The organism is Mesorhizobium kowhaii, from assembly GCF_003253745.1.
Lineage (GTDB): Bacteria > Pseudomonadota > Alphaproteobacteria > Rhizobiales > Rhizobiaceae > Mesorhizobium > Mesorhizobium kowhaii.
Genome location: NZ_MZXV01000027.1, coordinates 12389 through 36919, shown reverse-complemented (window position 1 = coordinate 36919; position 24531 = coordinate 12389). Strand labels below are relative to the sequence as shown.

The following is a 24531-nucleotide window of genomic DNA, read 5'->3' as shown; positions in this document are numbered from 1 at the left end:
GGTGCAACCGTTCGAGTGTCTTCGGGTGGGGTTGGATGCGGAGTGGCGATCCCTATTTCAGCTCGAGCAGCCGTTCCAGATAGCTGCGTTCGATGTCGGGGCTGAGCGCATTGCCGAGCCGCTTGCGGATCGCTTCCAGAATCTGGCGGGCGCGCTGCACGTCGATCTCGTCGGGCACCTTCACCGAATCGCCGAAATCGGGTCCCTGGCTGGCGCGTGGCCGGCCGAGCGGGTCACGGTCGGCGTTCTGCTGGCGGCCGCCTTCCTCGCTGCCGCCCTGATCGCCCTGCATGGCCTGCATCTGCTTCATCATGTCCTTGGCGCCTTTGCGCAGCGCTTCCAGCGCCCGGCCCTGGTGGCCGACCGCCTGATCGCCTTCGCCTTCGCCGAGCGCCTGTTCGGCATTGCCCATGGACTTGCCGGCCTCGCCAAATCCCTCATTGGGCTCCATGCCCATGCCTTCCAGCCCCTTCTTCAGCTGCTCGAGGTCGTTTTTCAGCTGGCCCTGGCCTTGCTGCAGCTGCTTCAGCGCATCTGCGAATTCCTGCGGTGTCATCGCCTTCGGCTGCGCGAGCGGATCGCGGTCCTCGCCGACACCCGGCTTGTCCTCGTCCTGGCCGCCGCCAAGCTGCTCGTCGCGGTTCTGTCCGCGCTGGCGCTCGCCGCGCTGCATCTGGTCCATGCGGAAGGTGTCGTTCATCATCTCCTGCTGGCGCCGCAGGATCTCGCCGAGCTTGTCCATCTGCTGGCGCATCTCGCTGTCCTGCTGGCCGCCTTGCTGCTGACGGCCGGCCTGGAGGTTGTTCATCATGTCCTGCAGTTGCGACAGCAATTGCTGCGCCTTGTCGCGATCGCCCGACTTCGCCAGGTTCTCGATCTGGTCCATCATTCGGTCGATATCGCTCTGGCGCAGTTCCTGGCCGTTCTGCTGCATCTGCGGTGCGTTGGGATTCTGCTTGGCGCGTTCGGCGAATTCCTGCAGGAACTGGTTCATCGCCTCGCGCAGTTCCTTCATCGCCTTTTCGATTTCCGCGTCGCTGGCGCCGTTCTTGATGGCGTCCTGCAGTGCCTGCTGCGCCTGGCGCAGGCGCTTTTCCGCGGCCGAGAGATTGCCTTCCTCGATGCCGAGCGCGATTTCCCAGAGATAGGACACTTCGCTGCGCAGTTGGTCGTCATTGACGGCCATCTTTAGCCGGCTGCGAGCACTCATGATGGCGAGGTAGTGGGACATGTTGTCGAACGTGTCCTCGGGCCGCAGCGTGATCGCGTCCATCAGGTCGAGCACGCGCGGCCTGGCGTTGGCATCGAGCGCCAGCAGGCGGCGCTGCTCGATCACCGCCCGCGCCAGCGGATTGGCGAATGGCCGCTGCGGCATAACCAGCGTCTTGGTCTCGCTCGATGCGGTGTGTCCGGCATCGTCGGTGGCAACCAGCGTCAGCTTGATGCTGCTGCCGGCCCAGACATGTTCGGTCAGGTCCTTCGACGTCCTGGCGGCATTCGACTTGCCGCCGCGGCGGGGCAGCGACAGCGGCATTTCAGGCGGACCATAGAGCAGATGCGCATCGGGCGCCTGCGGATCGGCGAGCGCGAAAACCGCCTTGGCATTGGCGGCGCCATAGTCGTCGTCGATCTGGTAGTTCAGCTCGAAGGCGCCGTTGGCGGCGCGCTTCGGCTCGCCGACGAAGCGGATTTGCGGCGGCTTGTCCGGCATGACCGCGAAGGCCCAGCGGCCGAGCTGGTCCTGGCCCGACGTCAGTGTCAGGGTGCCGTCGCCGGTCAGCTTGCCGGTGAACTGGCGCACTTTGGACGGCTTCGCCGGGCTTGCTATCGGCTCGGCCGTGGCGGCGGCCTGCGGGCCGGCCGGGTCGATGGAGCGGGTATTGCCGTTCTTGTCGGCATAGGCGAGCGTTTCCTCGCCCGAGCCGCCGGTGACGCGCAGCGAGATGTCGCTGCCTTCGGGAATGGTGAAGGTCGGCGTCGTCTGGTTGGCGTCGGCGGTCAGGAAGATCGGCGGCTTGCCGGTATAGGCCGGCGGCGTCACCCAGGCATCGATGCGCGGCGGTACGGCATCGTGCACGCCGCGGGCGCTGAACCCGTCGCCAATCCTGCCGCCCGTCGGTCCGTAGGAGAAGGCAAAGGCGGTCACCAGCAGAAGTGCGGCCACCGCGCGCAGGCCCCAGCGGTCGCGCTCCGGCACGCGCGTGCGCGGCAGGTCGGCGCCAAGGCTGTCGAGCTTTCCGGCCATGCGCTTCTGGTGTTCGCGCCACAGCGCCTGCGAGAAGCTGCTTTCCCGGCCGCTTGGCCGGTCAGTCTGCACCAGCACGGGGCTGTGCAGCAAGTGATTGGCCGCCTCGATCCGGCGGTCGACCTCGGCGGCGCCTGGCATGCGGAAGAAGCGCAGCGGATAGAGCGCGGCCAGCGCCGCCACGCCGAATGCGGCGACAAAACCGATGCGCGCCATGTCCTGCAGGCGCGAGAAGATGCCGAGCCAAGAGACGCTGAGGAACAGGCTGGCGACGATGACGAGCGGAAGCAGCAACGGCCAGCCACGCTCGACCATCATCGAGATCCGCGTCGCCAGACGGCTCAAGGCTAGGCGCCCGGCCAGGCCGCGATGGCTGCTGAAGGTGGGTCGTTGCGTCATCGGCCCTTCCATGGGGCGGGCAGGATAGCCCGATCCTCACGACTCGAAGAATACCAGCAAACACGGCAAAGGCGAGGCAGTTTGAGAAAACGTGAAGCTGCCGGAATGATTGCCGTCAGAACGTGGCGGGGTTCGCGTTGGCACCACAGACCAGTACGGCGACCCTTTCACCGGGCGTCGGCGCATAGCGCCCGGATAGCACGGCCGCGAAGGCGGCCGCGCCGCCCGGTTCGGAGATGATGCGCACCCGGTTCCACAGTGCCTTCTGGGCAGCGATGATGTCGTCGTCGCTGACCAGGATCGAACGCTCGACGAAAGCCTCGGCGATCGGGAACATTATTTCGCCGACGCGCTTGGGCGCCAGCGAATCGGCGGCGATGCCCTCAGTTGGCGCGTCGACGGGGCGGCCGGCCTCGAAAGCGCGGTAAAGCGTCGGCGCCCCCTCCGGCTCGATGGCGATGATGCGGATGCGGCCGGCAAACCAGGCGGCGATGCCGCCAATCAGGCCGCCGCCGCCAACGGCGACCAGCAGCGTGTCGATCTGAGGCAGGTCGCTCTCTATTTCGAGCCCGAGCGTGCCCTGGCCGACCAGCGTCTCCTCCTGGTTGAAGGCATGGATCTGCAAGGCGCCGGTTTCCTCGGCGAAACGTTCGCTGGCCTCCAGCGCCTCGGCGTAGCGGGCGCCGCCGACGATCAGTTCGGCGCCGTAGCTGCGGATCCGCTCCAGCTTGGCCGGCGGGCTCACTTCGGGAACGAAGATGGTCGCCTTGTGGCCGAGCCGCATGGCGGCGTAGGCGACCGCGGCGCCATGGTTGCCACCCGATGCGGCGACGACGCCGGCCTTGGGAACCGTCCGCTCCAGGAGGTTGGTGAAGGCGCCGCGCGCCTTGAACGAGCCGGAATGCTGCAGGCATTCGAGCTTCAGGTCGACGGTCAGCGGCGGCCGGTCGAAGTCGGCCATGTCGACGCGCAGCACCGGCGTGTGCCGCACATAGGGCCGAATGCGCGGTTCCATCGCGGCAATGCGTTCGCGTGTGACGGTGTTGCCGTTGGTCATGGACGTCTCCTTGGGATTGACAGTAATTAGTAACTTGGCAAAATGGCTAAATGCAAGAGGTTGATGTCTTCAAGGCGATCGCCAACGAACGCAGGCTGCAGATTCTCGACTGGCTGAAGGATCCGCGCGCGCATTTCCCACGCCAAGCCGATGGCGATCTGGTCGAGGACGGCGTTTGCGCGCTGCTGATCGCCGAAAAGCTCGGCATCACGCAGGCGACGCTCAGCGAGCACATGCGCGTGCTCACCCAGGCCGGCCTGCTGCGGGCCAAGCGCATCAAGCAATGGACGTTCTATCGCCGCGACGAGGACAGGATCGCCGCCACCAGGGCGCTCATCCAGAACAGGCTGTAGCGCCGCAGTCCGGGCGTTCCGAATCGGGCAGCGCCTATGCAAGCCATTCGGGTACCGAATCCAGGCCGATCAGGTCGTCATAGGTCAGGCGCGGGCGCACGATGTGGAACCGGTCGCCGTCGACCAGCACTTCCGGCACCAGCAGGCGGGTGTTGTAGGTGCCGGCCTGCACAGCGCCATAGGCGCCGGCGGTGGAAACGGCAATCAGGGCGCCGGCCTTCAGCCTGGGCAGGTCGCGGTCGAGGCCGAGATAATCGCCGGTCTCGCAGACCGGGCCGACCACATCGACCATCATGCGCGGCGTGTCGGCCGGCGGCTGCACCACCGGCCTTATGTCGTGGAAAGCATCGTAGAGCGTCGGCCGGATCAGATCGTTCATGGCGGCGTCGACGACGAGGAAATTCTTGGCGTCGCCCTCTTTTACGAAGATCACTTCGGAGACGAGGATGCCGGCATTGCCGACGATCAGCCGGCCGGGCTCGAACATCACCTTCAGCCCAAGCTTGGTGACATGCTTCCTGACGATCTGGGCATAGGCATCGGGCAAGGGCGGCGGATTGTTGTCGACGCGGTAGGGAATGCCGAGGCCGCCACCGAGATCGACATGCTCGATGGCATGGCCGTCGGCGCGTAGCGCGCCGACCAGATCGACAAGCAGGGCGAAGGCGTCGTCGAAAGGCTGCAGTTCGGTGATCTGGCTGCCGATATGGGTGTCGATGCCGGTGATCTTAATGCCTGGAAGCTGTGCTGCACGGGCATAGACCTGACGCGCCCGCTGCCACGGGATGCCGAACTTGTTTTCGGCCTTGCCGGTGGAGATCTTCTTGTGAGTCTTGGCGTCGACATCCGGATTGATGCGCAGCGAGATCGGCGCGACCTTGCCCAGGGTGGTGGCACGCGCCGACAGCAGCTCGAGTTCCGGCTCGGATTCGACATTGAAGCAAAGGATGCCGGCGGCAAGAGCAAAGTCCATTTCGCGCGCCGTCTTGCCGACGCCAGAAAACAGGATCTTGCTTGCCGGGATGCCGGCGGCCAGCGCCCGGCGCAATTCGCCTTCCGACACCACGTCGGCGCCGGCGCCGAGCCTGGCAAGCGTCCGCAGCACCGCCTGGTTGGAATTGGCCTTCATGGCGTAGCAGACCAGCGCGTCGAGCCCGGCGAAGGCCTGGGCAAACACCCGGTAGTGCCTGGCCAGCGTGGCCGTCGAATAGCAGTAGAACGGCGTGCCGACCTGTGCGGCGATATCAGGGATCGCCACGTCCTCGGCATGCAGCACGCCGTCGCGGTAGTCGAAATGGTTCACGAGAGTGGTTCCGGACAGTTGGAGCACGATGAGACCGGGTTTAGAAAGACGAACCCCGGTGTCATTGGCTCTAGATCAGCGGGTCGAGGAAGAACTTCTTGTCCTTGACCGGTTTTTCCGGCTCCGGCGGCACAGGCTGGTGCGCCTTTGAGGCATCCTTGCGCGCCTGGACAGCTGCCTCATAGGGCGAGTCGAGAGCGCCCCTCCTGCCGCAAGCCGAGACGGCCGCAATCGCCACCAGCAGCGTCAGCGTCACCAAAATCCTGCTTCCGGTCATCGATCCATCCGTCCGAAACTTTTGCCAGCCGCCGCTTTTAGCCGAGTTCTCAGTGCATTGCACCCCGGATATTGCTGGTCGCAATATCCGGGATCACGCCTTTGCGATGCGCCTTTTCCAGCTGCGAATCTGCCTTCTGACTTCCGACGGCGCCGTGCCGCCGAAGCTGGTGCGGCTCTTGACCGAGTTCTGCACCGCCAGCACCGAAAATATATCCGCCGTGATGCCGGGATTGATCGCCTGCAGGTCTTCCAGCGAAAGCTTCTCCAGCCCCACCTTCTTCTCCTCGGCCAGCGCCACCGCCCGGCCGGTGACATGATGCGCCTCGCGGAACGGCAGGCCGAGCGTGCGCACCAGCCAGTCGGCAAGGTCGGTGGCGGTCGCGTGACCCGAGCCGGCGGCCTTTTTCATCGCCGCTGCGTTGACCGTCATGTCCGAGACCATGCCGGTCATCGCCGCCAGCATCAGGTCGAGCGTCTCGGCGGCATCGAACACTGATTCCTTGTCTTCCTGCATGTCCTTGCCATAGGTCAGCGGCATGCCCTTCATCACCGTCAGCAGGCCAACCAGGTGGCCGGTGACGCGGCCGGTTTTGCCGCGCACCAGTTCGGCGGCGTCCGGGTTCTTCTTCTGCGGCATGATCGATGAGCCGGTGGAGAAGCTGTCCGACAGCCTGATGAAGCCGAATTGCGGCGTCGACCAGATGATGATCTCCTCGGCGAGCCGCGACAAATGCGTGGCGCAGATCGCGGCAACAGCGAGGAACTCCAGCGCGAAATCGCGATCCGAAACGCTGTCCAGCGAATTGCGCGTCGGCTCGCGGAAGCCGAGCGCCTTGGCGGTTGCATGACGGTCGATCGGGAAGCTGGTGCCGGCAAGGGCCGCGGCACCGAGCGGGCTTTCGTCCATCCGTTCGATTGCGTCGCGGACCCGCGACAGGTCACGCGCAAACATCTCGACATAGGCCATGCAGTGATGGCCGAAGGTCACCGGTTGCGCCGCCTGCATATGGGTGAAGCCCGGCATCACCGTCGCCGCATGCTCATCGGCCCGTGCCAGCAGCGCCTCGATCAGCCCTTTCAACGCCTCGGCGACGCGAAAGCACTCGTCCTTGACCCACAGTCTCAGGTCGACCGCGACCTGGTCGTTGCGCGAGCGGGCGGTATGCAGTCGACCCGCCGCCGGTCCGATCAGGTCGGCGAGGCGAGCCTCGATATTCATGTGGATGTCTTCCAGCCGGGTCGAGAACTCGAATGTGCCGGCTTCGATCTCTTTCAGAATCGTGTTCAGCCCGTGAGCGATTTTTTCTTGATCGGCCGCCGAAACAATGCCCGTCTGCGCCAGCATCTCGCTATGGGCGATCGAGCCTCGGATGTCTTGCGCATAGAGTTTGCGGTCGAACGAGATCGACGCGTTGATCGCTTCCATGATCGCGGCCGGCCCCGAGGCAAAACGTCCGCCCCACATCTGGTTGCTGGTCTTCTTGTCGCTCATCGCTATAACCCGTGCTTCGGAGCAGTTTTGAGAAAATGGCAGACGGTAATAGATTCTTCCCGGCCCCGCGCCTGATCCTCGCCGCTTTGGTGGCGGGCGTGCTGGCCGGCGCGGTCGCGGTATATGTCAGCGAGAGCCGGTCTGGCAACAACGCCGAGCGCCAAACGGCCATCGACGACAGCAAGGACGACGTCGCCTGCGCCGCCAAGGGCGACCGCGCCAAGAAGGTCGCGGCCGCAGCCACCGGCGAAGTCGCGGCACTGTTGCCGGCCGATCCGCCGCAATCGTTGAAGCGCCTTGCCTTCAATGGGCCGGACGGCAAGCCGATGACGCTCGCCGACCATGCCGGCAAGACGGTGCTGCTCAATCTCTGGGCGACGTGGTGCGCGCCGTGCCGCGCCGAAATGCCGGCGCTCGATGCGCTGCAGAAGGAAATGGGCAGCGACGCCTTTCAGGTGGTCGCCGTCAACGTCGATGCCGGCGATGATGTGAAGCCGAAGAAGTTCCTCAGCGAGACAGGCGTCGAGACGCTCGGCTACTACCGGGATTCGACGATGGCGGTGTTCAACGACCTCAAGACGCGCGGCCTGGCGCTTGGCCTTCCCGCCACCATGCTGATCGACGGCGGAGGCTGCCTGATCGCCCATATGAACGGCCCTGCCGAATGGTCGGGGCCGGACGCCAAGCGGCTGATCGAGGCCGCGCTTAAGCCCGAAAGCCTCTAGGCTCTGTTCACACTCAGTGCAGGCGCGGGTGCGAAGGCCAGGACGCTTCTGTTGCGCTGGCCAGCAGCGTCATTGGTGACCGTGGGGGCGTCGACACCGGTCAGCTCGCTGAACTCCTCGATGAGGCCAGGCCTGCCAATATAGTAGCCCTGGCCTATCTCGCAGGCTTCGGCGTCCAGGAATTTCAGTTCGCCAAGCGTCTCGACACCCTCCGCCAAAACCGGCAGCCCGAGGCCGCGACCAAGCCCCAGGACGGCGCGCACGATTGCCGCGACCTGACCGTTCTTGTCGACGGATTTGATGAACGAGCCATCGATCTTGATCTTGTCGAAGGGAAAGGCGCGAAGGTTGGAGAGCGAGGAATAGCCGGTTCCGAAATCGTCCATGGCCACGCGCACGCCCAGTGCCTTGACCTGCCGCAAGGTCGCCAGCGCGCGCGGCATGTCCTTCACAAGCGCCGTCTCGGTGATCTCAAGTTCCAGTCTGCCCGGTGCAAGACCGGAATTCAGCAATGTTTCGTGGACCTTGCGGCTGAAATTCGGATTGTGAAGCTGCACCGCCGAAACATTGACGGCCACCGTCAGCGGATTTTCCCAGCGGGCGGCTTCCTCGCAGGCCGCCGTCAGCACCCATTCACCAATCTGGCCAATGGCTCCACTGTCTTCGGCCACCGGGATGAATATGGTCGGGGGCACGTCGCCGCGCGTCGGATGCCGCCAACGGATCAGGGCTTCGAAGCCGACCATCTTTCCGCTGCTGATCTCCTTCTGCGGCTGGTAGACGAGATAGAACTCCTTGCGCGCGACAGCCTGGCGCAGTTCGTGCTCCATCACGCGCTTGTCGCGGGCCTCGGCCCCCATCGAGGCCTCGAAATAGCGGTATGTGTCCTTGCCCTCGGTCTTGGCCCGGTAGAGTGCCGTATCGGCGTGGGTTATCAGGCTGGCCTGGTTTTCGGCATCCGATGGATAAAGCGCAATGCCGATGCTGGCCGACACGAGACCACCGCCGACCGAGAGCCTGTTTTCCTCGCGCATCGCGTTCAGCACGGCGTTGGCGATGCGGCCGGCCTCCAACGGGTCGGTCAGGTTTGGGGCGATGATGGCGAATTCGTCGCCGCCCAGCCGCGCAACCATCTGTCCTTGACGAAGGATGCCGGTAACGCAATGCGCAACCTTCTGCAGCATGGCGTCGCCAGCGCCGTGCCCGTACAGGTCGTTGACCTCCTTGAAGCGGTCGAGATCGAGCAGCAGAAGCGCCAGGTGGCCGCTTTTCCTGGCCCGGCCCATCGCAGCGATTTCCATCTCGAGCCGGCCGGAAAAGCTGCGGCGATTGGCAAGTCCGGTCAATGGATCGAAATGCGCAAGGCGCAGGATTTCCTGTTCCGCCTTCTTGCGCTCGCGAATGTCGCGGACTGCAATCACGTTGTGAGGCTTGCCACAGTAGTCGATGCTCCTGGCGATCAACTCGACGGGAATGCCCGTGTCGTCGCTGCCCCTCAATTCGACCTCCTGCGGCTGCTCGCCGAAGCCGGACATATCGGACCCGAAGAGGTCGCCAAGCTGCATCCCGTTCAGCGTCGCGGTTGCCATGCCCGTCAGCTTCGCCATGCTGTCGTTGGCGCTGATGATGCGGTTGCCGTCGCAGACGATCAGACCCTCCACGGCAGCATTGGCCAAACCGTGCATGCGGTCGGCCTCGAGCTTCTGGCGGCGGAAGCGCAGATCGATCCAAAGTGCCGTGCCCGAAAGAACAAGGATCACCAGGCTGGCAGCGGCCACGGCAAAGGCCTGCGAAGTGGGCTGGATCGTGTATTGCGATATCTCGATCGAGGAATCCGGGACGATCGACACCGCGCCCATCGCGATGAAATGCAAGGTGCAGATCGCCAGCGTCAACAGCACCGCGCCGCCCAGTGTCGCAGACAGCGATGGGCGACGCAGGACAACCACAAGCGCCAGCGCGGCGAGCGTTACTCCCGCCAGCAAGGAGGCCGCCACGAGCAGCAGGTTCCATTCGATCCGGCCCTGCACCTCGAATGCCGCCATCCCGATGTAGTGCATGGTGGCAATGCCACCGCCCAGAATGGCGCCACCGACGAGATGATGGTCGAGCCCGTTGCGCAACGTGGCGACCCACATGCCGGCGGCTGTCAGGACAACGGCGGCGGCAAGCGAGAGCGCCGAGAGTTCCGGATTGTATGCGTTTGGTATGCCCGGCGTGAACGCCAGCATGGCGATGAAATGCGTTGCCCAGATACCGAAGCCGGTCGATGTCGCCGCGATCATCAACCAGGCAAGCCGGTTTCGGTTTGTCGACCTGCCGACATGGTGAAGCAGGTTGACGGCAGAAAAAGAGGATATCCCGCAGATCAGCGCGGCGAGTGCGACCAGTCTCAGATCGTGTTCGTTGACGATACAATTGTAGACCGTCAGCATCTTATTTCACCTGATCTATCGGAAATAAAACAAGGCAATATGATTGATTAGCCCTTGGCCGTTGAAGGATCGATTAAGTGAGCCTGCAACCCTGGCGTGCCTTTCGGGGGCAGGGCGGCTGCGGGATCAGGCCGTCGCCGGGGCGGACGCGGTTTGAATGGGCCGGATGTGGTTCAGAGACCAGTTACCGGGCCGCAGATTGAGATCCATGAATCTTAGAGGCTCTGGCCCGTCACGCGATGCAAACCGTCACAACGAGTGCCTCGTGATCGGAACTCGGTCTGCCATCCGGCAGCACGGCCGGAAGAACGGCAGGAGCGCTCGCGACGAGGCCGCGGGTGAAGAACCAGTCGATGTGGCCGATAGGAGTGGGATCGCCGGCCTCGCGTCGCTGGGTGGGCAGGTCGAGGGTGTTGGCGGCCTTCCAGTCGTAGCCACGCCCGGCGAGGATCGCGAGCAGCGGTTCGTGTGGCTCGACATCGATCAGTCGGTCGGGCTCGGCCGCGATGCGCGCCGCCCAGGCCTGGGGATTGTCGTAGCGGTCCTCATGACTGGCGGTCAGCGTGTTGAAGTCGCCGCCAAGCAGCACCGGTGCCTGCGGATCATATTTGTCGATGGCATCAAGGAGATGGCGGGTCTGGACGGCACGGCCGGCGGGATCGGTACGGTTTTCGAGATGCACCGAGACCACCGTCACCCTGCGATTGCCGATCTGCACCTGGCCACCGATCGCCATGCGTCCGCCGATGCGCGGCTGGCCGCGCTCCGGCCGGAACCAGCCGCCGGCCGCGTCGAGCCGCACCAGGAAAGGGCGAAGCAAAGGAACCGCGCTGGTGACCGCATTGCCGTGGAAGCCTTCGGCATTGGATGCGCCGCCGGTTGCCAACCGTTCCGCCTCGTTGCCGCCGCCGAGCTCGACGAACTCGACGCCATAGGCGAAGGCATGGCCGAGCCGGTCGGCGAGCACGCGCAGCGGATGGCCGTTGCCGGAGCGCGCCATGCCTTCGTCGACCTCTGATAGCAGCACGACGTCGGGACCCTGGCCGGCAAGCGTGGCCGCGATGGCGTCGCCGTGACGCAGCCGCTCGACGTTCCAGGCCACGACGGTGAGCGTCTCGCCGACGCTTTCGCGTGAGGCCTTGCCGCCGATCTCGACCTGACCGAGCGCGGGAATGGCGGCGGCGAGGCGCAGATGAGTGGCGCTATCGCGCGGACCGTCGCGCATGGCCTCGCGGTCGGCGATCGGCACATGTGTCAGCTGCGAGACAAGCATTTCGTTTATCCATTTTTAGCCGGTTAACTACGCGGGTCTTTACGCCACTTTTCGGCGCCCTAGGTACCTAGGGCGCCGATATGACGGTTTCATTTCATGCCGGCGCAAGCCGTCGAGGGAGGAGAGATTGGCTGTCCACAGGCCTGAAAAGGCACAACAGAACTGTCACATACTTTCTCTATGAGACGGCCCCGGGGACCTGCGCAACGATCCTTGAAACGCCACTCAACAGGGAATGAGATTCATGTCGATGATCAAAAATGGCCTGGCGGCTCTTGCCGCCGGCGCAATCAGCGTTTCCATGGCGCTGCCAGCGGCTGCCGCGCCCACCAAATTCGATTTCTGGTTCGGCCTTTCGGGCGACCTCGCACGTGTCGTCGATACGCTGTGCAAGAACTTCAACGCCTCGCAGTCCGACTATGAAGTCGTCTGCACCAGCCAGGGCAATTACGACGCCACGCTGCAGAACACGATCGCCGCCTTCCGCGCCGGCAAGCAGCCCGCCGTCGTCCAGGTCTATGATGTCGGCACCGCCACGATGATGCTTTCGGGCGCCTACAAGCCGGCCGACAAGCTGATGGAAGAAAACGGCTACAAGATCGACTACGCCGACTATTTCCCCGGCATCGCGCGCTACTACGCGACCTCCAAGGGCGAGATGCTGTCGTTCCCGTTCAATTCCTCGACGGCGCTGATGTACTGGAACAAGGACGCCTTCGCCAAGATCGGCAAGACCGAAGCCCCGAAGACCTGGGAAGATGTCGGCGCCGACCTCCAGGCGATGAAGGACGCCGGCTACGAATGCCCGATGGCGATCAACATCTCGGCCAATGAAAGCTGGCAGCTGATGGAGCAGTTCTCGGCCATCCACAACCAGCCGATCGCCACCAAGAACAATGGCTATGACGGCCTCGACGCGCGTCTGGAAGTCAACAAGACCAAGTTCGTCCAGTACGTCACCGACCTCAAGAAGTGGTATGACGCCGGCCTGATCAAGATCAAGTCGAAGGATCTCGGCCAGGACATGGTCCAGGCTTTCGCCTCGGGCACCTGCCAGGTCATCATGACCTCGGTCGGCGACCACGGCACTGTCGGCAAGACCCAGAAGGAAGGCATGAACTGGGATGTCGCCGAACTGCCGGCCTATGCCGGCACCGAGCGCAAGAATTCGCTCGTCGGCGGCGCTTCGCTCTGGGTGCTCGCGGGCAAGTCGGACGCGGAATACAAGGGCGCGGCTGCGTTCCTCAACTTCATCCACGACCCCAAGACTGCCCTGTTCTGGTCGACCAACACCGGCTACATCCCGGTGACCAAGTCGGGCTTCGACTACATGAAGTCCACTGGCTTCTACGACAAGGCGCCCTTCAAGGGCCGTGAAACCGCGATCGCCAGCCTGACCGCGTCCGAGCCGACCGAAATCACCCGCGGTATCCGGCTGGGCAACTTCACCCAGATCCGCGCCGAGTTCGGCACGCAGATGCAGGCGATCTTCGCCAACAAGGTCAGCGTTCAGGAAGGCCTCGATACGCTGGTCAAGAATGGCGATGCCATCCTCGACCGCTTCCAGCAAACCTATCCGGGCAAGGCCCTGCCCTGATCTCGGATCTACGCGGCCGCCCGCCGGTCTTGTCCGAGCATGATCTCTTCCACTTTTCGGGATCATGCTTGGGTCGACGGGCGGCCATTTCGTTACTAGTCTCACCTTGCTCTAAGTGGCCGTTGAGCGGCGTCGGCGGACCGATGGAAAAACGCGTTACCTTCAGCAGTTGGACGATCGGCATCCTTTTCGCGGTGCCGCAGCTCCTCTTGATCTTCACGTTCTTCTACTGGCCGGCCGGTCAGGCCGTGTACTGGTCGTTGACGCTGCAGCAGCCCTGGGGCGGCGGCAACATCTGGGTCGGGCTCGACAATTTCCGCTCGATCCTGTCCAACGCCGACTACTGGAACTCGATCACCGCCAGCCTCGTCTTTGCCGGGATCAGCACCGGGCTTGCGATGTTCATCGCACTCGTGCTCGCGGCGCTGACCGACCGGCAGCTTGCCGGCTCGCGCTTCTATCGTGTGGTGCTGATCTGGCCTTACGGCATCGCCGCGCCGGCGCTGGCAATGGCGTTCCGCTTCATCCTGGCGCCCGAAGCCGGCTTCATGGCGGTCGTCAACCAAGTCTGGCCCGGCTTCTGGGATCCGGGCCTCAACGGTGCCGACGCCATGGCGTCGATCATCGCCGCCTTCTCGTGGAAATATATCGGCTACAACTTCATCTTCTTCCTCGCCGCGTTCCAGGCCATTCCACGCTCGCTGATCGAGGCGGCGGCCATGGACGGGTCGGGCGTCGTCAGACGCTTCTGGGATATCCAGTTCCCGTTGATCACGCCGACGATTTTCTTCCTGCTGGTCATCAACATCACCGAGAGCTTCCAGGATTCCTTCGGCATCGTTGACATCATGACCTCCGGCGGGCCGGCCAACGCCACCAACCTGATGGTCTACAAGATCTATTCCGACGGCTTCAAAGGCCTCGACTACTCCGGCGCCGCCGCGCAGAGCATCATCCTGATGGTGCTCATCGTCGTGCTGACAATCTTCCAGTTCCGCTTCATCGAGCGGCGCGTGCACTATCGGTGAGGCTGGCATGGTAGAGCGGACCCCGATCCTCAATTTCGTCACGCATGTGATCCTGTTTCTCGGCTTCCTGATGGCCGTCGCGCCCTTCGTGATCGTCGCCATCGCCTCGTCGCATAATCTGAAGGACGTCAACGACGTGCCGATGTCGCTGCTGCCGGGCAGCGACTTCTGGCTCAACATCAAGACGGCGTGGACGACGGCCGATCTCGGCCCCAAGCTTTTGAACAGCTTCATCATGGCGACCGGCGTCGCCGCCGGCAAAGTGATCATTTCGGCGCTCACCGCCTTCTCGATCGTCTATTTCCGCTATCCCGGCCGCACCTTCATCTTCTGGCTGATCTTCATCACGCTGATGCTGCCGCTGGAAGTGCGCATCGTGCCGACCTACGCGGTCGTCGCCAACGTGCTGTCGCCCTATCAGACGATCCTGGATTTGACCGGTCTGAGCTGGCTCATCGAGAAAGTCTCGGGCGTCCAGGTCTCGCTCAGCCTTGGGCTGCTCAACTCCTATTCCGGACTGATCCTGCCGCTGATTGCGACGGCAACCGGCACCTTCCTCTACCGGCAGTTCTTCCTGACGGTCCCGGACGAACTGACCGAGGCAGCGCGGATGGACGGCGCCGGTGCACTGCGCTTCTTCATCGACGTCCTTTTGCCGCTGTCGCGCACCAACATGGCGGCGCTTGGAACCATCATGTTTTTGTATGCATGGAACCAGTATCTGTGGCCGCTGCTCATCACCACCGATCAGTCGCATGCAACGGCGGTCACCGAGTTGAAGCAGCTCATCCCCAATGTCGGCGGTATTCCCGAATGGAACATCGCCATGGCCGGCACACTTATCGTCATGCTGCCGCCACTGATCGTCATCGTGGCCATGCAGCGCTGGTTCGTGCGTGGCCTGATCGCCACCGAGAAATAACAAGGAGACGGCCGATGGCCTCCATCACCATTCGCGACGTCAAGAAGAGCTATGCCAAGTCGCAGGTCGTGCACGGCGTCGACCTCGACATCGCCTCGGGCGAATTTGTCGTCATTCTCGGGCCTTCCGGCTGCGGCAAGTCCACGCTACTCAGGATGATCGCTGGGCTGGAAGAGATTTCCGGCGGCGAGATCGCGATCGATGGCACCGTCGTCAACAAGCTGGAGCCACGCGAGCGCGGCTGCGCCATGGTGTTCCAGAATTATGCGCTCTATCCGCATATGAGCGTGGCGCAGAACATCGGCTATTCGCTCAAGGTGGCCGGTGTTCCGGCCGCCGAGCGCACGCGGCGCATCCAGGCGGTTGCCCGCACGCTGGAGCTCGAACATCTGCTCGACCGCAAGCCGATGGCGCTCTCCGGCGGACAGAGGCAGCGCGTCGCCATGGGCCGCGCCATGATCCGCGAACCCAAGGTGTTCCTGTTCGACGAACCGCTGTCCAATCTCGATGCCAAGCTCCGCGTCCAGATGCGCTCGGAAATCCGCAAGCTGCATCGCCGCCTGAACGCGACCTCGGTGTTCGTCACGCATGATCAGGTCGAGGCGATGACGCTGGCCGACCGGCTGGTGGTGATGAATGGCGGACGTGTCGAACAGGTCGGCACGCCGGGTGAAATCTACAACCGTCCGGCCAGCCGCTTCGTCGCCACTTTCGTCGGCGCGCCGGCGATGAATATTCTTGAAGGCACGGTCGAACTCGATGGGATTTCGCTGCTTGGCGGCAGCCGGCGCCTTGCCGTTCAACGCGCCGGTCTGGCGGTCGGTGCGCAGGTGGCCGTCGGCATCCGGCCGGAAGCCGTCCGCCTGGTGGCGCCTGGCACGGCAGGCGCGCTCGACGCAACCGTCGACCTCGTCGAGGAACTGGGCGCTGGACGGGTCATCTATGTCGATCTCGACGGCGCGTCGTTCTCCGTCATGACCTCGGAGGCCGTCCACCCCGATCCGGGCAGCACCGTCGGTCTGCGGTTTTTGCTCGATGATATGCATTTCTTCTCGTCACAGACGGGGACCCGTCTCGAGGTCTTCAAGGCTTCCGTGCCGGAGCCGGCACTCTGATTTCTGAAGGCAGCCGCTATCGCCGATGATGGAGCAGGCGCCACCGGCAACCCGAAGAAACGGTCGTGCGATGAAAATTATCCAGGTCACCGATGTCCATCTTGGCCGGCAAGGCGAGCGCCGCTATGGCGTCGACCTGCACCAGCGATTGGCTTCCTGCATCGCGCACATCAATGCGCATCACGCCGACGCGGCGCTTTGCGTCTTCACCGGCGACCTGACCGAGACCGGAGCGCCCGAGAGCTATGCCGATCTCAGGACAGCCCTGAACGCGCTGTCGGTGCCCTGGCGGTTGCTACCGGGCAATCACGACCGGCGAGCCAATCTTGCCGCGGCGTTTCCTGAAATTCCGGTCGATGAGAACGGCTTCGTGCAGTCGGCTCATCAAATGGCCGACGAGGTGCTGCTGTTCCTCGACAGCCTGGCGGAAGGACGCATCGAAGGCGAATTGTGCGAAAGGCGGCTTGCCTGGCTCGACGCTCGGCTCGAAGAGATAGCCGGCAGGCCCGCCTATGTCTTCATGCACCATCCGCCGGTCGCGCTCGGCCTGCCGCAGCTCGATCCGCTGGCGCTTGAGCAGCCCGAACGGTTCCTTGGGCTGCTGCGGCGCCATGGCAACGTCCGCCACATCTTCTTCGGTCACGTCCATCGCGACATTGCCGGCACGGTCGCCGGCATTCCGTTCTCGGCGCAGCGCGGCCTGCACGGAAGGTTCGAGCTCGCCCTCGACAGATCGAGCGAGATCGTCGAGCAGGCGCCACCCTCCTACGCGGTCATCCTCGTCGACAGCGCCAACGGGCGCGTGGTCGTGCATGGCTGCGATTTTCTCGAGCAATGGCCGATCTATTGCGGCGAAACCGGCGAACGCATCACGGCGTGAACTGGCTACGCCGCGTTGAGGCGCAGTGTCGCAAAGCCTTCGGCCGTTCAGGCGAAGACATGTGCCTTTCCCGATACGGTGAGCCTGACGATCTCGCCGACGGCAGGCGCGTCCATGCCCGGTTTGCGCAGGATCAGGGGCGTGTTGCCGATCGCGGCTGCGTCGGGCGGATCGGCACTGTTCAACAGCCGCACCGCGACCGTGCACATCGAGCCGGCGAATTCGGACTCCGTCACTTCGCCGAACAGCATATCAGGGGTGCCCGACATGCCTTCGCGCGATGTTCTCTTCAAGGCAATCTGCTCGGGCCGCAGCATGATGCGAGCAACATCGCGGCTGTCTGATGTATCGACGGCGATGCGGCCGAGCGGAGAATTGGCGAAGCCGCCCGATATCTTTGCCGGCAGGATTATGGCGTCGCCGAGGAACTCGGCGATCATCCTGTCCTTCGGCTTGAGATAGAGCTCGCGCGGCGTACCGACCTGCGAGAACTTGCCGTCGCGCATCACCGCCACCTGGCTGGCGAAGGACAGCGCTTCGGCCTGGTCGTGCGTCACCAGGATGGTGGTGATGCCGGCCGCCTCCAGAAGCTCGGCCACGGCCTTGCGCATCGAGGCGCGCAGGCCGGTATCCAAGGCCGAGAACGGCTCGTCGAGAAGCATCAGCCGCGGCTTCATCGCCATGGCGCGGGCCAGCGCCACGCGCTGCTGCTGGCCGCCGGAGAGCTCGTGCGGGCGGCGTTTGAGGATCGCCTTGTCGAGCCCGACGATATAGGCGAGTTCGACGATGCGCTCGGCGCGCTTGTCCTCGCCGCGACCCATGCCGAAACCGATATTGTCGCCAATGGTCAGATGCGGGAACAGGGCGCCGTCCTGCGCCACCACGCCGATGCCTCGTCGATGCGCCGGCACCGCACTGCCGTCCTTGGCCAGCACCTCGCCGTCGAGCGTGATGCGGCCCTGGTCCGGCGCCTCGAAGCCGGCGATCAGCCGCAGCAAGGTCGTCTTGCCACAGCCGGACGGACCGACGATCGCCGTGCGGCTGCCGCTGATGACGCTCAGATCGACGCCGGCAAGTGCCGCCACCGGGCCGTAATGCTTGTGCAGGCCGCTGATTTCGAGAAAGCTCATCGTCCGGCCATCCGTTTCGACTGGACATAGAGCAGCCAGGTCAAGGGCAGCGACATCGCCACCATGATGAAGGCGTAAGGTGCCGCCGAGGCATAATCAATCTCGCCGCTGTAGGACCAGAACGCCATCGCCAGCGTGCGGGTGCCGTTCGGCGCCAGCATCTGGGTGGCGGTCAGTTCGTTCATGATGCCGAGCGCCACCAGCGCCATGCCGGCCGCGGCACCTGGCGCCGACAGGCGGATCGTCGTCGACCACAGCGCCTGCAGCGGCGGCCGGCCGAGACTGGAAGCAGCGCGTTCGAGTTCGACCGGCGCCTGCGCGATCGATGCGCGCAGGCTGACCAGCGCGCGCGGCAGGAACATCAGCGCATAGGCAACCAGGATGGTGAACAGCGTCTGGTAGAGGGGCAGGGCGATGCGCACGGTGATGGTGACCAGCGCCAGGGCAATGACGACCCCCGGCAACGAGCCGACGATGTAGTTGCAGCCCTCCAGCAGGCGCTGCAGCGGCCCCGGTGCGCGGATCGAGATCCAGGCCATCGGCATGGCGGCGACAGTGGCGAGCAGCGCGCCGGCAATCGCCAGGAACAGCGTCTGGCCGAGCGCCAGGCCGATCTCGTCGAAGCGCCAGACAGCGGCGCCGCCGGCGGCAAGCCAGCCGCCGATGGTGACGAACGGCACGCCAAGCGCCAGCAGCGTGGTGACGACAAACAAGGCCAGGCTCGGAATGGTGGCGCGTCCAAGGCGCGTGCGCTGCTGATACCGTGCGGCACCGGAGCCAACGCGCGCATAGCGCTCCTCGCCGCGCACCAGCACTTCGAGGCCGAGCAGCACGAAACAGCAGCTCACCAGCACGCCGGCCAGCATGTTGGCGGCCGGGCCGTTGAAGGTCGACTGGAACTGGTCGACAATCGCCGTGGTGAAGGTGTCGAAGCGGATGAAGACATAGAGGCCATACTCGGCCAGCAGATGCAGCCCGACCAGCAGCGAGCCACCGCAGATGGCAAGCCGCAATTGCGGCAGCACCACGCGCCAGAACACGCGCCATGGCCCAAGGCCGAGTGCTGCCGCGGCGTCCTCGAGGGCGGGATCGAGACGGCGCAGGGCCGCCGACACCGGCAGATAGAGGAACGGGAAATAGGCAATGACGGAAACCAGCACGCCGGCCCACAGGCCGTGGAGCCTGGGCACCATGGTGATCCAGGCGTAGCTGTGCACGAAAGCCGGAATGGCGAGCGGCGCCACACACAGCCAGGCCCAGAGCCTGGCGCCAGGCAGATCGCTGCGCTCGCTCAGCCAGGCCAGCGCCACCGACAGCACGATGGCGATCGGCACGGTCAGCAACACCAGCAGGACAGTGTTGACCAGAAGCTCGCCGACACGCGGCCGGAAGACCAGTGCCGAGACGGTTTCCCAGCCGGTCTGCACCGCGACCCAGATGATGAAGGCAAGCGGCAGCAGCGCCAGCAGCGAAACGAAGATGGCGGCGATGACCAGCCAGGGTGCAGCGCGTCGCCGAGCCCTTCGGCCTGTGCCCACAGGCAGGCCCGAGCGCGCGAGATCGACCGCAGACTGCATCAGGTCAGACGCCGTGCCGGTGCCGTCCAGCGGCAGCAATTGAAGGACCGCAATTGCGGTCGGGAACACAGCGTGTCGTCATCGACGAATGCCATCTCGAAAAACAAAATCACTCCCGCGGAAGGCGAATTCCCGCGGGAGCGTGGTCGGTGTCCTTTTAGGAGGAATGACAACTAAAGCAAGCCGGCTGCGGTCATCAGGTCGGTGACTTTCTTGGAGTTCAGTGTAGTGGCATCGACCTTGGGTGCCTGCAGATCGGCCAACGGCACCAGCTTCGGATTGGACTGGGCACCCTTGCCGACCGCGTATTCGAAGGAATCGCCAGTCTTCAAGATCTCCTGGCCGCCCTTGCCGGTCACCCACTTGAGGAATGCCTGGGCTTCCTTCGGGTGTTTGCTCGAGGCCAGCACGCCGCCGCCGGAGATCGAAACGAACGCGCCCGGATCCTGGTTCTTGAAATAGTAAAGGTCGACATTCTTGCTGTTTTCGCCGGTCTTGGCCTGATCGCCGAAATAGTAATAGTGGTAGATCACACCGCCTTCGATCTCGCCGGCATTGACCGCCTTCATCACCGTGCTGTTGCCCTTGTAGGCGGTGAAATTCGTCTTCATCGCCTTCAGCCAGTCCGCCGTGGCGGCTTCGCCCCTGAGCTGCAGCAGCGCGCTGACGATGGCCTGGAAATCGGCGCCCGACGGCGAGGCGGCCCAACGGCCCTTCCAGCTCGGGTCGGCGAGATCGAGCATCGACTTGGGCAGCTGATCGGCCGTCAGCTTGGTCTTATTGTAGGCAAAGACGGTGCTGCGTGCGGCGACGCCGACCCATTTGCCGCTGGCCGGCTGATAGTCGTTGGGAACCTGCGCCAGCGTGTCGGCGTCGACCGGGGCGAACAGGCCGGCACTTTCGACCAGCACCATGGCTGGCGAGTTCTCGGTCAGGAACACGTCGGCCGGCGAGGCAGCACCTTCGGCGACGATCTGGTTGGAGAAGTCGCTGTCGCCGCCATTGCGGACAGTGACCTTGATGCCGGTTTCCTTGGTGAAGCCTTCGGCCCATGCCTTGGTCAGGTTTTCGTGCTGAGCGTTGTAGACAATGATGCCATCATCTGCCGCCATCGCCGGCCCGGCGATCAGGCTGATTGCCAGCGCGGTGGCGCCGACGAGGGTGGAAAGAGCATATTTCATGGCATTGTCCTCGATCTCGGGGGTCTTACGTCTGTCACGGCTGCACCTATCGATACATGACAGGGATAGTCAACATTGTCTTACCGATTTTGATCAAGCGCCGAGACGCAAACTTTCGTGATTTGCCGGTAATTTGGCTTGGACATTATTTCGCCGGCCACGTAACAAATCAGCGCCGAGACGCGAAAATCGGGGAGTAACTCTTGTGACCGGCAAGGATGAGGCCGAGCTTTCCCGGCTGATGCGGGCCGCGATCGCGGGAGATGAAAAGGCCTACGCCGATTTTCTGCACCGGATTGCCGCGCTGGTTCGCGGTTTTGTCAGGCGCAAGATCGTGCAGGGCGGGGTCGATCCCGAGGATGTCGTGCAGGAAACCTTGCTGGCCATTCATGTGAAACGACATACCTGGCGCCAGGATGCGTCGGTGTTGCCGTGGGTCTATGCGATCGCCCGCTTCAAGCTGATCGACGCGTTCCGGCGGCGAGGACGGCGCATCGAGATCGATGTCGACGACATTGCCGAGACCTTCGCCGAGCCGGAACCGGAGACCGTCAGCGAACGCGACATCAACCGGGCATTGGACGGCCTGTCGCCGGCACAGCGTTCCGTGGTCTCGGCCGTATCAGTCGAGGGGCGGTCAATCGGCGAGACGGCGGCAAAGTTCGGCATCAGCGAGACGGCGGTGCGGGTGTCGCTGCATCGGGGACTTGCCGCGATAGCCAAGCGATTCGGGCAGGGGCGATTCGGGCGGGAATGACATGAGGACGGACGATCTCATCAAGGCGCTGGACGCCGATGCCCGCAGCAAGGCGATGCCGCTGCGCTCGGCCTGGTGGATGGCCGCCGGTGCGGCTGCCATCACCGCGGCCATCGTTTTCCTGCTGACGATCGGCCCGCGTCCGGACTTCATGGCGGCCGCGCACACGATGCGCTTTCTCTCCAAATTCGTCTTCACCATCGTGCTTGCCGTCAGCGCCTTTGCCCTGATCCGCGCCCTGTCGACACCCGGCGCCCCGACAGGCCGGGCAATGGCTGGGATGATCGCCGCGCCGCTGTTGGTAGCCGTGGCCGTGGTTCTTGAGCTGTTGGTCGTGCCCCAGGCCGACTGGGGCACAAGGATGGTCGGCTCAAACATGATGATCTGCATGGGGTTCATTCCGCTGATCGGAATTGGTCCGCTTGCCATCTTCCTGTGGATGCTGCGCTACGGCGCGCCGACGCGGCCGGTGCTTGCCGGTGCGGTTGCGGGCCTGCTTGCCGGCGGGCTTGCGGCGACGTTCTACGCCGCGCATTGCTTCGACGATTCGCCGCTTTTCGTCGCCACCTGGTACACGATAGCGATCGCGGTCCTCGCGCTGCTTGGCGCGCTCGGCGGGCGGTTTTTCGTGCGCTGGTAGCGTCACGCCGCAATCACAACCCCATGCACACCGATCCTTAATCATGCCGACAATTGTTTGTCGGTTACCAACCGCGCCGGCATGCCGGACGCAACCATTCCTTAAAATCGATCCGCCAGGGTTGTCGCGACAACATGCGTTTGCGCACGGGGGTGGCACGTATCGTGATGTGGCGAGGCTTGACCGGCCGAAAATCTCTTGGGCACGCAGGGTTCGCGGTGCTCGTGGCCGGCCTCTGTGTCGTGACGGCCTCGATCCTGCTGTCGCGCCTGGATCTCGGCACCGAGGCGCTGAAACTCTGCCTGCAGATCTCGGTGGGGGTGGCGGTGGGTGCATTGTTCCTCGCCGTCCTGTTCAACCGCCGGGTCAGTGAGGATCGCCGGCAGATCGCGGAGAGCGAGCAGCGCTTCCGCCGCGCCATGGAGGACTCGGCGATCGGTATCGTCGTTGTCGGCCTCGACGGGCGCATTCTCGAGGCCAATCCGGCCTTCGCCGCCATGCTCGGCTACAGCCGCGAGGAGATCGAGGCGCAGACCTTCTTCCAGATCACGCATCCCGACGATGTCCAGATCGGCCGGGAAACGATGGACGCTCTGAGAGCGGGCACGGTCAATTCCTTCCACTTCGAGAAGCGCTACCTCAGGAAGGACGGCACCCCGATCTGGGCCCATCTTGCCGGTTCCGTCATTCGCGACGAAAACAGCGGCCATCCGCTCTATCTCGTCTCGCAGATCGAGAACATCGACGCGCGCAAGCAGGCCGAGGCGCGCATTGCCGAAGCGGAAACGCGCTGGAATTTCGCGCTGGCCGGCGCCGGTCAAGGCGTCTGGGATCTCGACATGCGCAAGGGTGGCACGACCTATTCCTCGACCTGGGTCAAGATGCTGGGCTATGCGGATGGCGAACTCGACAGCGATCCCAACCACTGGCTGACGATGATCCATCCCGACGATCGCGAGACCGTCGCCGAGGCGGACCGCGCCCATCTTGACGGCAATACGCCCTACTTCGAAGCCGAATTCAGGATGCGTCACAAGGATGGCCACTGGATGTGGATCCTCGACCGCGGCAAGGCCATCGAGCGTGACGAGGAGGGGCGGCTGATCAGGGCCATCGGCAGCCTGACCGACATCACCCGCCGCAAGGAGGCCGAAGCACGCCTCACCGTATCGGCGGCGATGCTGGCCGATGAAAAGGAGCGGCTGAGGGTGACGTTGCAGTCGATCGGCGATGCGGTCATCTGCACCGATGCCGCAAACCGCGTCACCTTCATGAACCCGGTCGCCGAAAAGCTCACCGGGGTTGCCGGCGGCGAGGCCCTCGGCAAGATGCTTGGGCATGTCTACTGGGCTGTCGACGAGGAGACGGGGCACAGGATCGGCGTCACCCGACCCGCGATCGGTGGCCGGGCGCCCGCCGACCAGAACAGCCGCGCCGTTCTCGTCCGGCGCGACGACACGCGCTGCAGCATCCGTCAGGTGGTGTCGCCAATCATCAACGAGCGGAACGAATTCTGCGGACTGGTCATCGTCTTCCAGGACTTTACCGATGCGCGCGCACTGCAGCGCCAGCTCGCCCACGCGGCCGCGCATGACGCACTGACCGGCCTCGCCAATCGTTCGAGCTTCATCCGCGCCATGGAGGAACTGGTCGATCAGGCGCGCAAGGACGACACCTCGGGCAAAGGCAGCGGCCATCAGTTCATGTTCATCGACCTCGACCACTTCAAACTGGTCAACGACACCGGCGGCCACGCAGCCGGGGATGCCTTGCTCAAGCGAGTTGCGGAGGCGGTTCGCGGCGTGCTTGGCCCCGAAGACATCGTCGCGCGCCTGGGCGGCGACGAATTCGCGGTCATTCTGAAATCGGGTTCGGCAGCCGGCGCCAAGATCGCGGCGCGATCCATCATCGATGCGATACGCGGCCTGGACTTCACCTGGGATGGCCGTCCTCACGTCATCGGCGCCAGCATCGGGCTGGCTGCGATCAGCGCCAATTGCGGCGAAGTCGACGAGATCATCGCCAGGGCCGACGCCGCTTGCTATGCGGCCAAGGCGGCCGGCCGCGGATGCGTTTGTGTGGCGCCGGACGACAACCGTTCAAGCGGCAAGACCGAGACGCCGCTTGCGGCGGCATCCTGATC

At 64.2% G+C, this 24531-nt stretch carries 20 protein-coding genes; 10 read left to right on the top strand and 10 right to left on the bottom strand.

Annotated features, from left to right (window positions below):
- Positions 1–52 precede the first annotated feature (52 nt).
- Together B5V02_RS11175 and B5V02_RS11170 are read right to left on the bottom strand one after the other, a co-directional pair.
- Positions 53–2644 (bottom strand): TIGR02302 family protein, encoded by a 2592-nt coding sequence (locus B5V02_RS11175; RefSeq protein ID WP_111544519.1) that lies wholly within the window; start codon positions 2642–2644, stop codon positions 53–55.
- A gap of 115 nt (positions 2645–2759) precedes the next feature.
- Positions 2760–3701: a threonine/serine dehydratase gene (locus B5V02_RS11170; protein ID WP_111544269.1), complete on the bottom strand. Its 942-nt coding sequence runs from the start codon at positions 3699–3701 to the stop codon at positions 2760–2762.
- 50 nt (positions 3702–3751) lie between these two features.
- Between B5V02_RS11170 and B5V02_RS11165 the strand changes: the two genes are divergently transcribed.
- Positions 3752–4054 (top strand): ArsR/SmtB family transcription factor, encoded by a 303-nt coding sequence (locus B5V02_RS11165; RefSeq protein WP_111544268.1) that lies wholly within the window; start codon positions 3752–3754, stop codon positions 4052–4054.
- Between the two features lie 34 nt (positions 4055–4088).
- Here the strand turns inward: B5V02_RS11165 and lysA are convergent, their stop codons facing one another.
- From lysA to argH, 3 genes are all read right to left on the bottom strand, one after another.
- Positions 4089–5357 carry a diaminopimelate decarboxylase gene (lysA, locus tag B5V02_RS11160; protein ID WP_111544267.1) on the bottom strand — a complete coding sequence of 423 codons (1269 nt, stop codon included), beginning with the start codon at positions 5355–5357 and terminating at the stop codon, positions 4089–4091.
- Between the two features lie 70 nt (positions 5358–5427).
- The gene (locus B5V02_RS11155) at positions 5428–5634 is read right to left on the bottom strand and encodes a lipoprotein (protein ID WP_111544266.1); all 207 of its coding nucleotides are present in this window, start codon (positions 5632–5634) and stop codon (positions 5428–5430) included.
- A 93-nt stretch (positions 5635–5727) separates the two neighbouring features.
- Positions 5728–7128 carry an argininosuccinate lyase gene (gene argH, locus B5V02_RS11150; protein ID WP_111544265.1) on the bottom strand — a complete coding sequence of 467 codons (1401 nt, stop codon included), beginning with the start codon at positions 7126–7128 and terminating at the stop codon, positions 5728–5730.
- Between the two features lie 35 nt (positions 7129–7163).
- On the opposite strand from argH, the gene tlpA reads away from it, so the two are divergent.
- The gene (gene tlpA, locus B5V02_RS11145; protein WP_111544264.1) at positions 7164–7853 is read left to right on the top strand and encodes a thiol:disulfide interchange protein TlpA; all 690 of its coding nucleotides are present in this window, start codon (positions 7164–7166) and stop codon (positions 7851–7853) included.
- Here the strand turns inward: tlpA and B5V02_RS11140 are convergent.
- The gene (locus tag B5V02_RS11140) at positions 7850–10288 is read right to left on the bottom strand and encodes a sensor domain-containing diguanylate cyclase (RefSeq protein ID WP_111544263.1); all 2439 of its coding nucleotides are present in this window, start codon (positions 10286–10288) and stop codon (positions 7850–7852) included. The two genes, tlpA and B5V02_RS11140, sit on opposite strands and share 4 nt — an antisense overlap.
- Before the next feature lie 232 nt (positions 10289–10520).
- A complete protein-coding gene (locus tag B5V02_RS11135) occupies positions 10521–11561 on the bottom strand; it encodes an endonuclease/exonuclease/phosphatase family protein (RefSeq protein ID WP_111544262.1) in 1041 nt (346 codons plus the stop codon).
- A gap of 244 nt (positions 11562–11805) precedes the next feature.
- Between B5V02_RS11135 and B5V02_RS11130 the strand changes: the two genes are divergently transcribed.
- The 5 genes from B5V02_RS11130 (at position 11806) to B5V02_RS11110 (ending at position 17103) form a co-directional block, all read left to right on the top strand.
- Positions 11806–13158 carry an extracellular solute-binding protein gene (locus tag B5V02_RS11130; protein WP_111544518.1) on the top strand — a complete coding sequence of 451 codons (1353 nt, stop codon included), beginning with the start codon at positions 11806–11808 and terminating at the stop codon, positions 13156–13158.
- Positions 13159–13301: 143 nt separating this feature from the next.
- Positions 13302–14186, top strand: a complete 885-nt coding sequence (locus tag B5V02_RS11125) for a carbohydrate ABC transporter permease (RefSeq protein WP_111544517.1) — start codon at positions 13302–13304, stop codon at positions 14184–14186.
- A gap of 7 nt (positions 14187–14193) precedes the next feature.
- Positions 14194–15108, top strand: a complete 915-nt coding sequence (locus tag B5V02_RS11120; protein ID WP_111544261.1) for an ABC transporter permease subunit — start codon at positions 14194–14196, stop codon at positions 15106–15108.
- A 14-nt stretch (positions 15109–15122) separates the two neighbouring features.
- Positions 15123–16223, top strand: coding sequence for a sn-glycerol-3-phosphate import ATP-binding protein UgpC (locus tag B5V02_RS11115; RefSeq protein ID WP_111544260.1), 1101 nt, complete (start codon positions 15123–15125; stop codon positions 16221–16223).
- 70 nt (positions 16224–16293) lie between these two features.
- The gene (locus tag B5V02_RS11110) at positions 16294–17103 is read left to right on the top strand and encodes a phosphodiesterase (RefSeq protein ID WP_111544516.1); all 810 of its coding nucleotides are present in this window, start codon (positions 16294–16296) and stop codon (positions 17101–17103) included.
- Between the two features lie 47 nt (positions 17104–17150).
- Here the strand turns inward: B5V02_RS11110 and B5V02_RS11105 are convergent, their stop codons facing one another.
- From B5V02_RS11105 to B5V02_RS11095, 3 genes are all read right to left on the bottom strand, one after another.
- Complete coding sequence (locus tag B5V02_RS11105) at positions 17151–18233, bottom strand: ABC transporter ATP-binding protein (RefSeq protein WP_111544259.1); 1083 nt, start codon at positions 18231–18233, stop codon at positions 17151–17153.
- Positions 18230–19810: an ABC transporter permease gene (locus B5V02_RS11100; RefSeq protein ID WP_167458471.1), complete on the bottom strand. Its 1581-nt coding sequence runs from the start codon at positions 19808–19810 to the stop codon at positions 18230–18232. The genes B5V02_RS11105 and B5V02_RS11100 overlap by 4 nt, the downstream gene beginning before the upstream one ends.
- A 173-nt stretch (positions 19811–19983) precedes the next feature.
- Positions 19984–20991 (bottom strand): iron ABC transporter substrate-binding protein, encoded by a 1008-nt coding sequence (locus B5V02_RS11095; RefSeq protein ID WP_111544257.1) that lies wholly within the window; start codon positions 20989–20991, stop codon positions 19984–19986.
- Between the two features lie 205 nt (positions 20992–21196).
- Here B5V02_RS11095 and B5V02_RS11090 point away from each other — a divergent pair, with 205 nt between their 5' ends.
- From B5V02_RS11090 to B5V02_RS11080, 3 genes are all read left to right on the top strand, one after another.
- Positions 21197–21748 (top strand): sigma-70 family RNA polymerase sigma factor, encoded by a 552-nt coding sequence (locus B5V02_RS11090; protein WP_111544256.1) that lies wholly within the window; start codon positions 21197–21199, stop codon positions 21746–21748.
- Position 21749: 1 nt separating this feature from the next.
- Positions 21750–22388: an NrsF family protein gene (locus B5V02_RS11085; RefSeq protein WP_111544255.1), complete on the top strand. Its 639-nt coding sequence runs from the start codon at positions 21750–21752 to the stop codon at positions 22386–22388.
- Positions 22389–22612: 224 nt separating this feature from the next.
- Positions 22613–24529 (top strand): PAS domain S-box protein, encoded by a 1917-nt coding sequence (locus B5V02_RS11080; RefSeq protein WP_245445856.1) that lies wholly within the window; start codon positions 22613–22615, stop codon positions 24527–24529.
- The last annotated feature ends 2 nt before the right edge of the window (positions 24530–24531 follow it).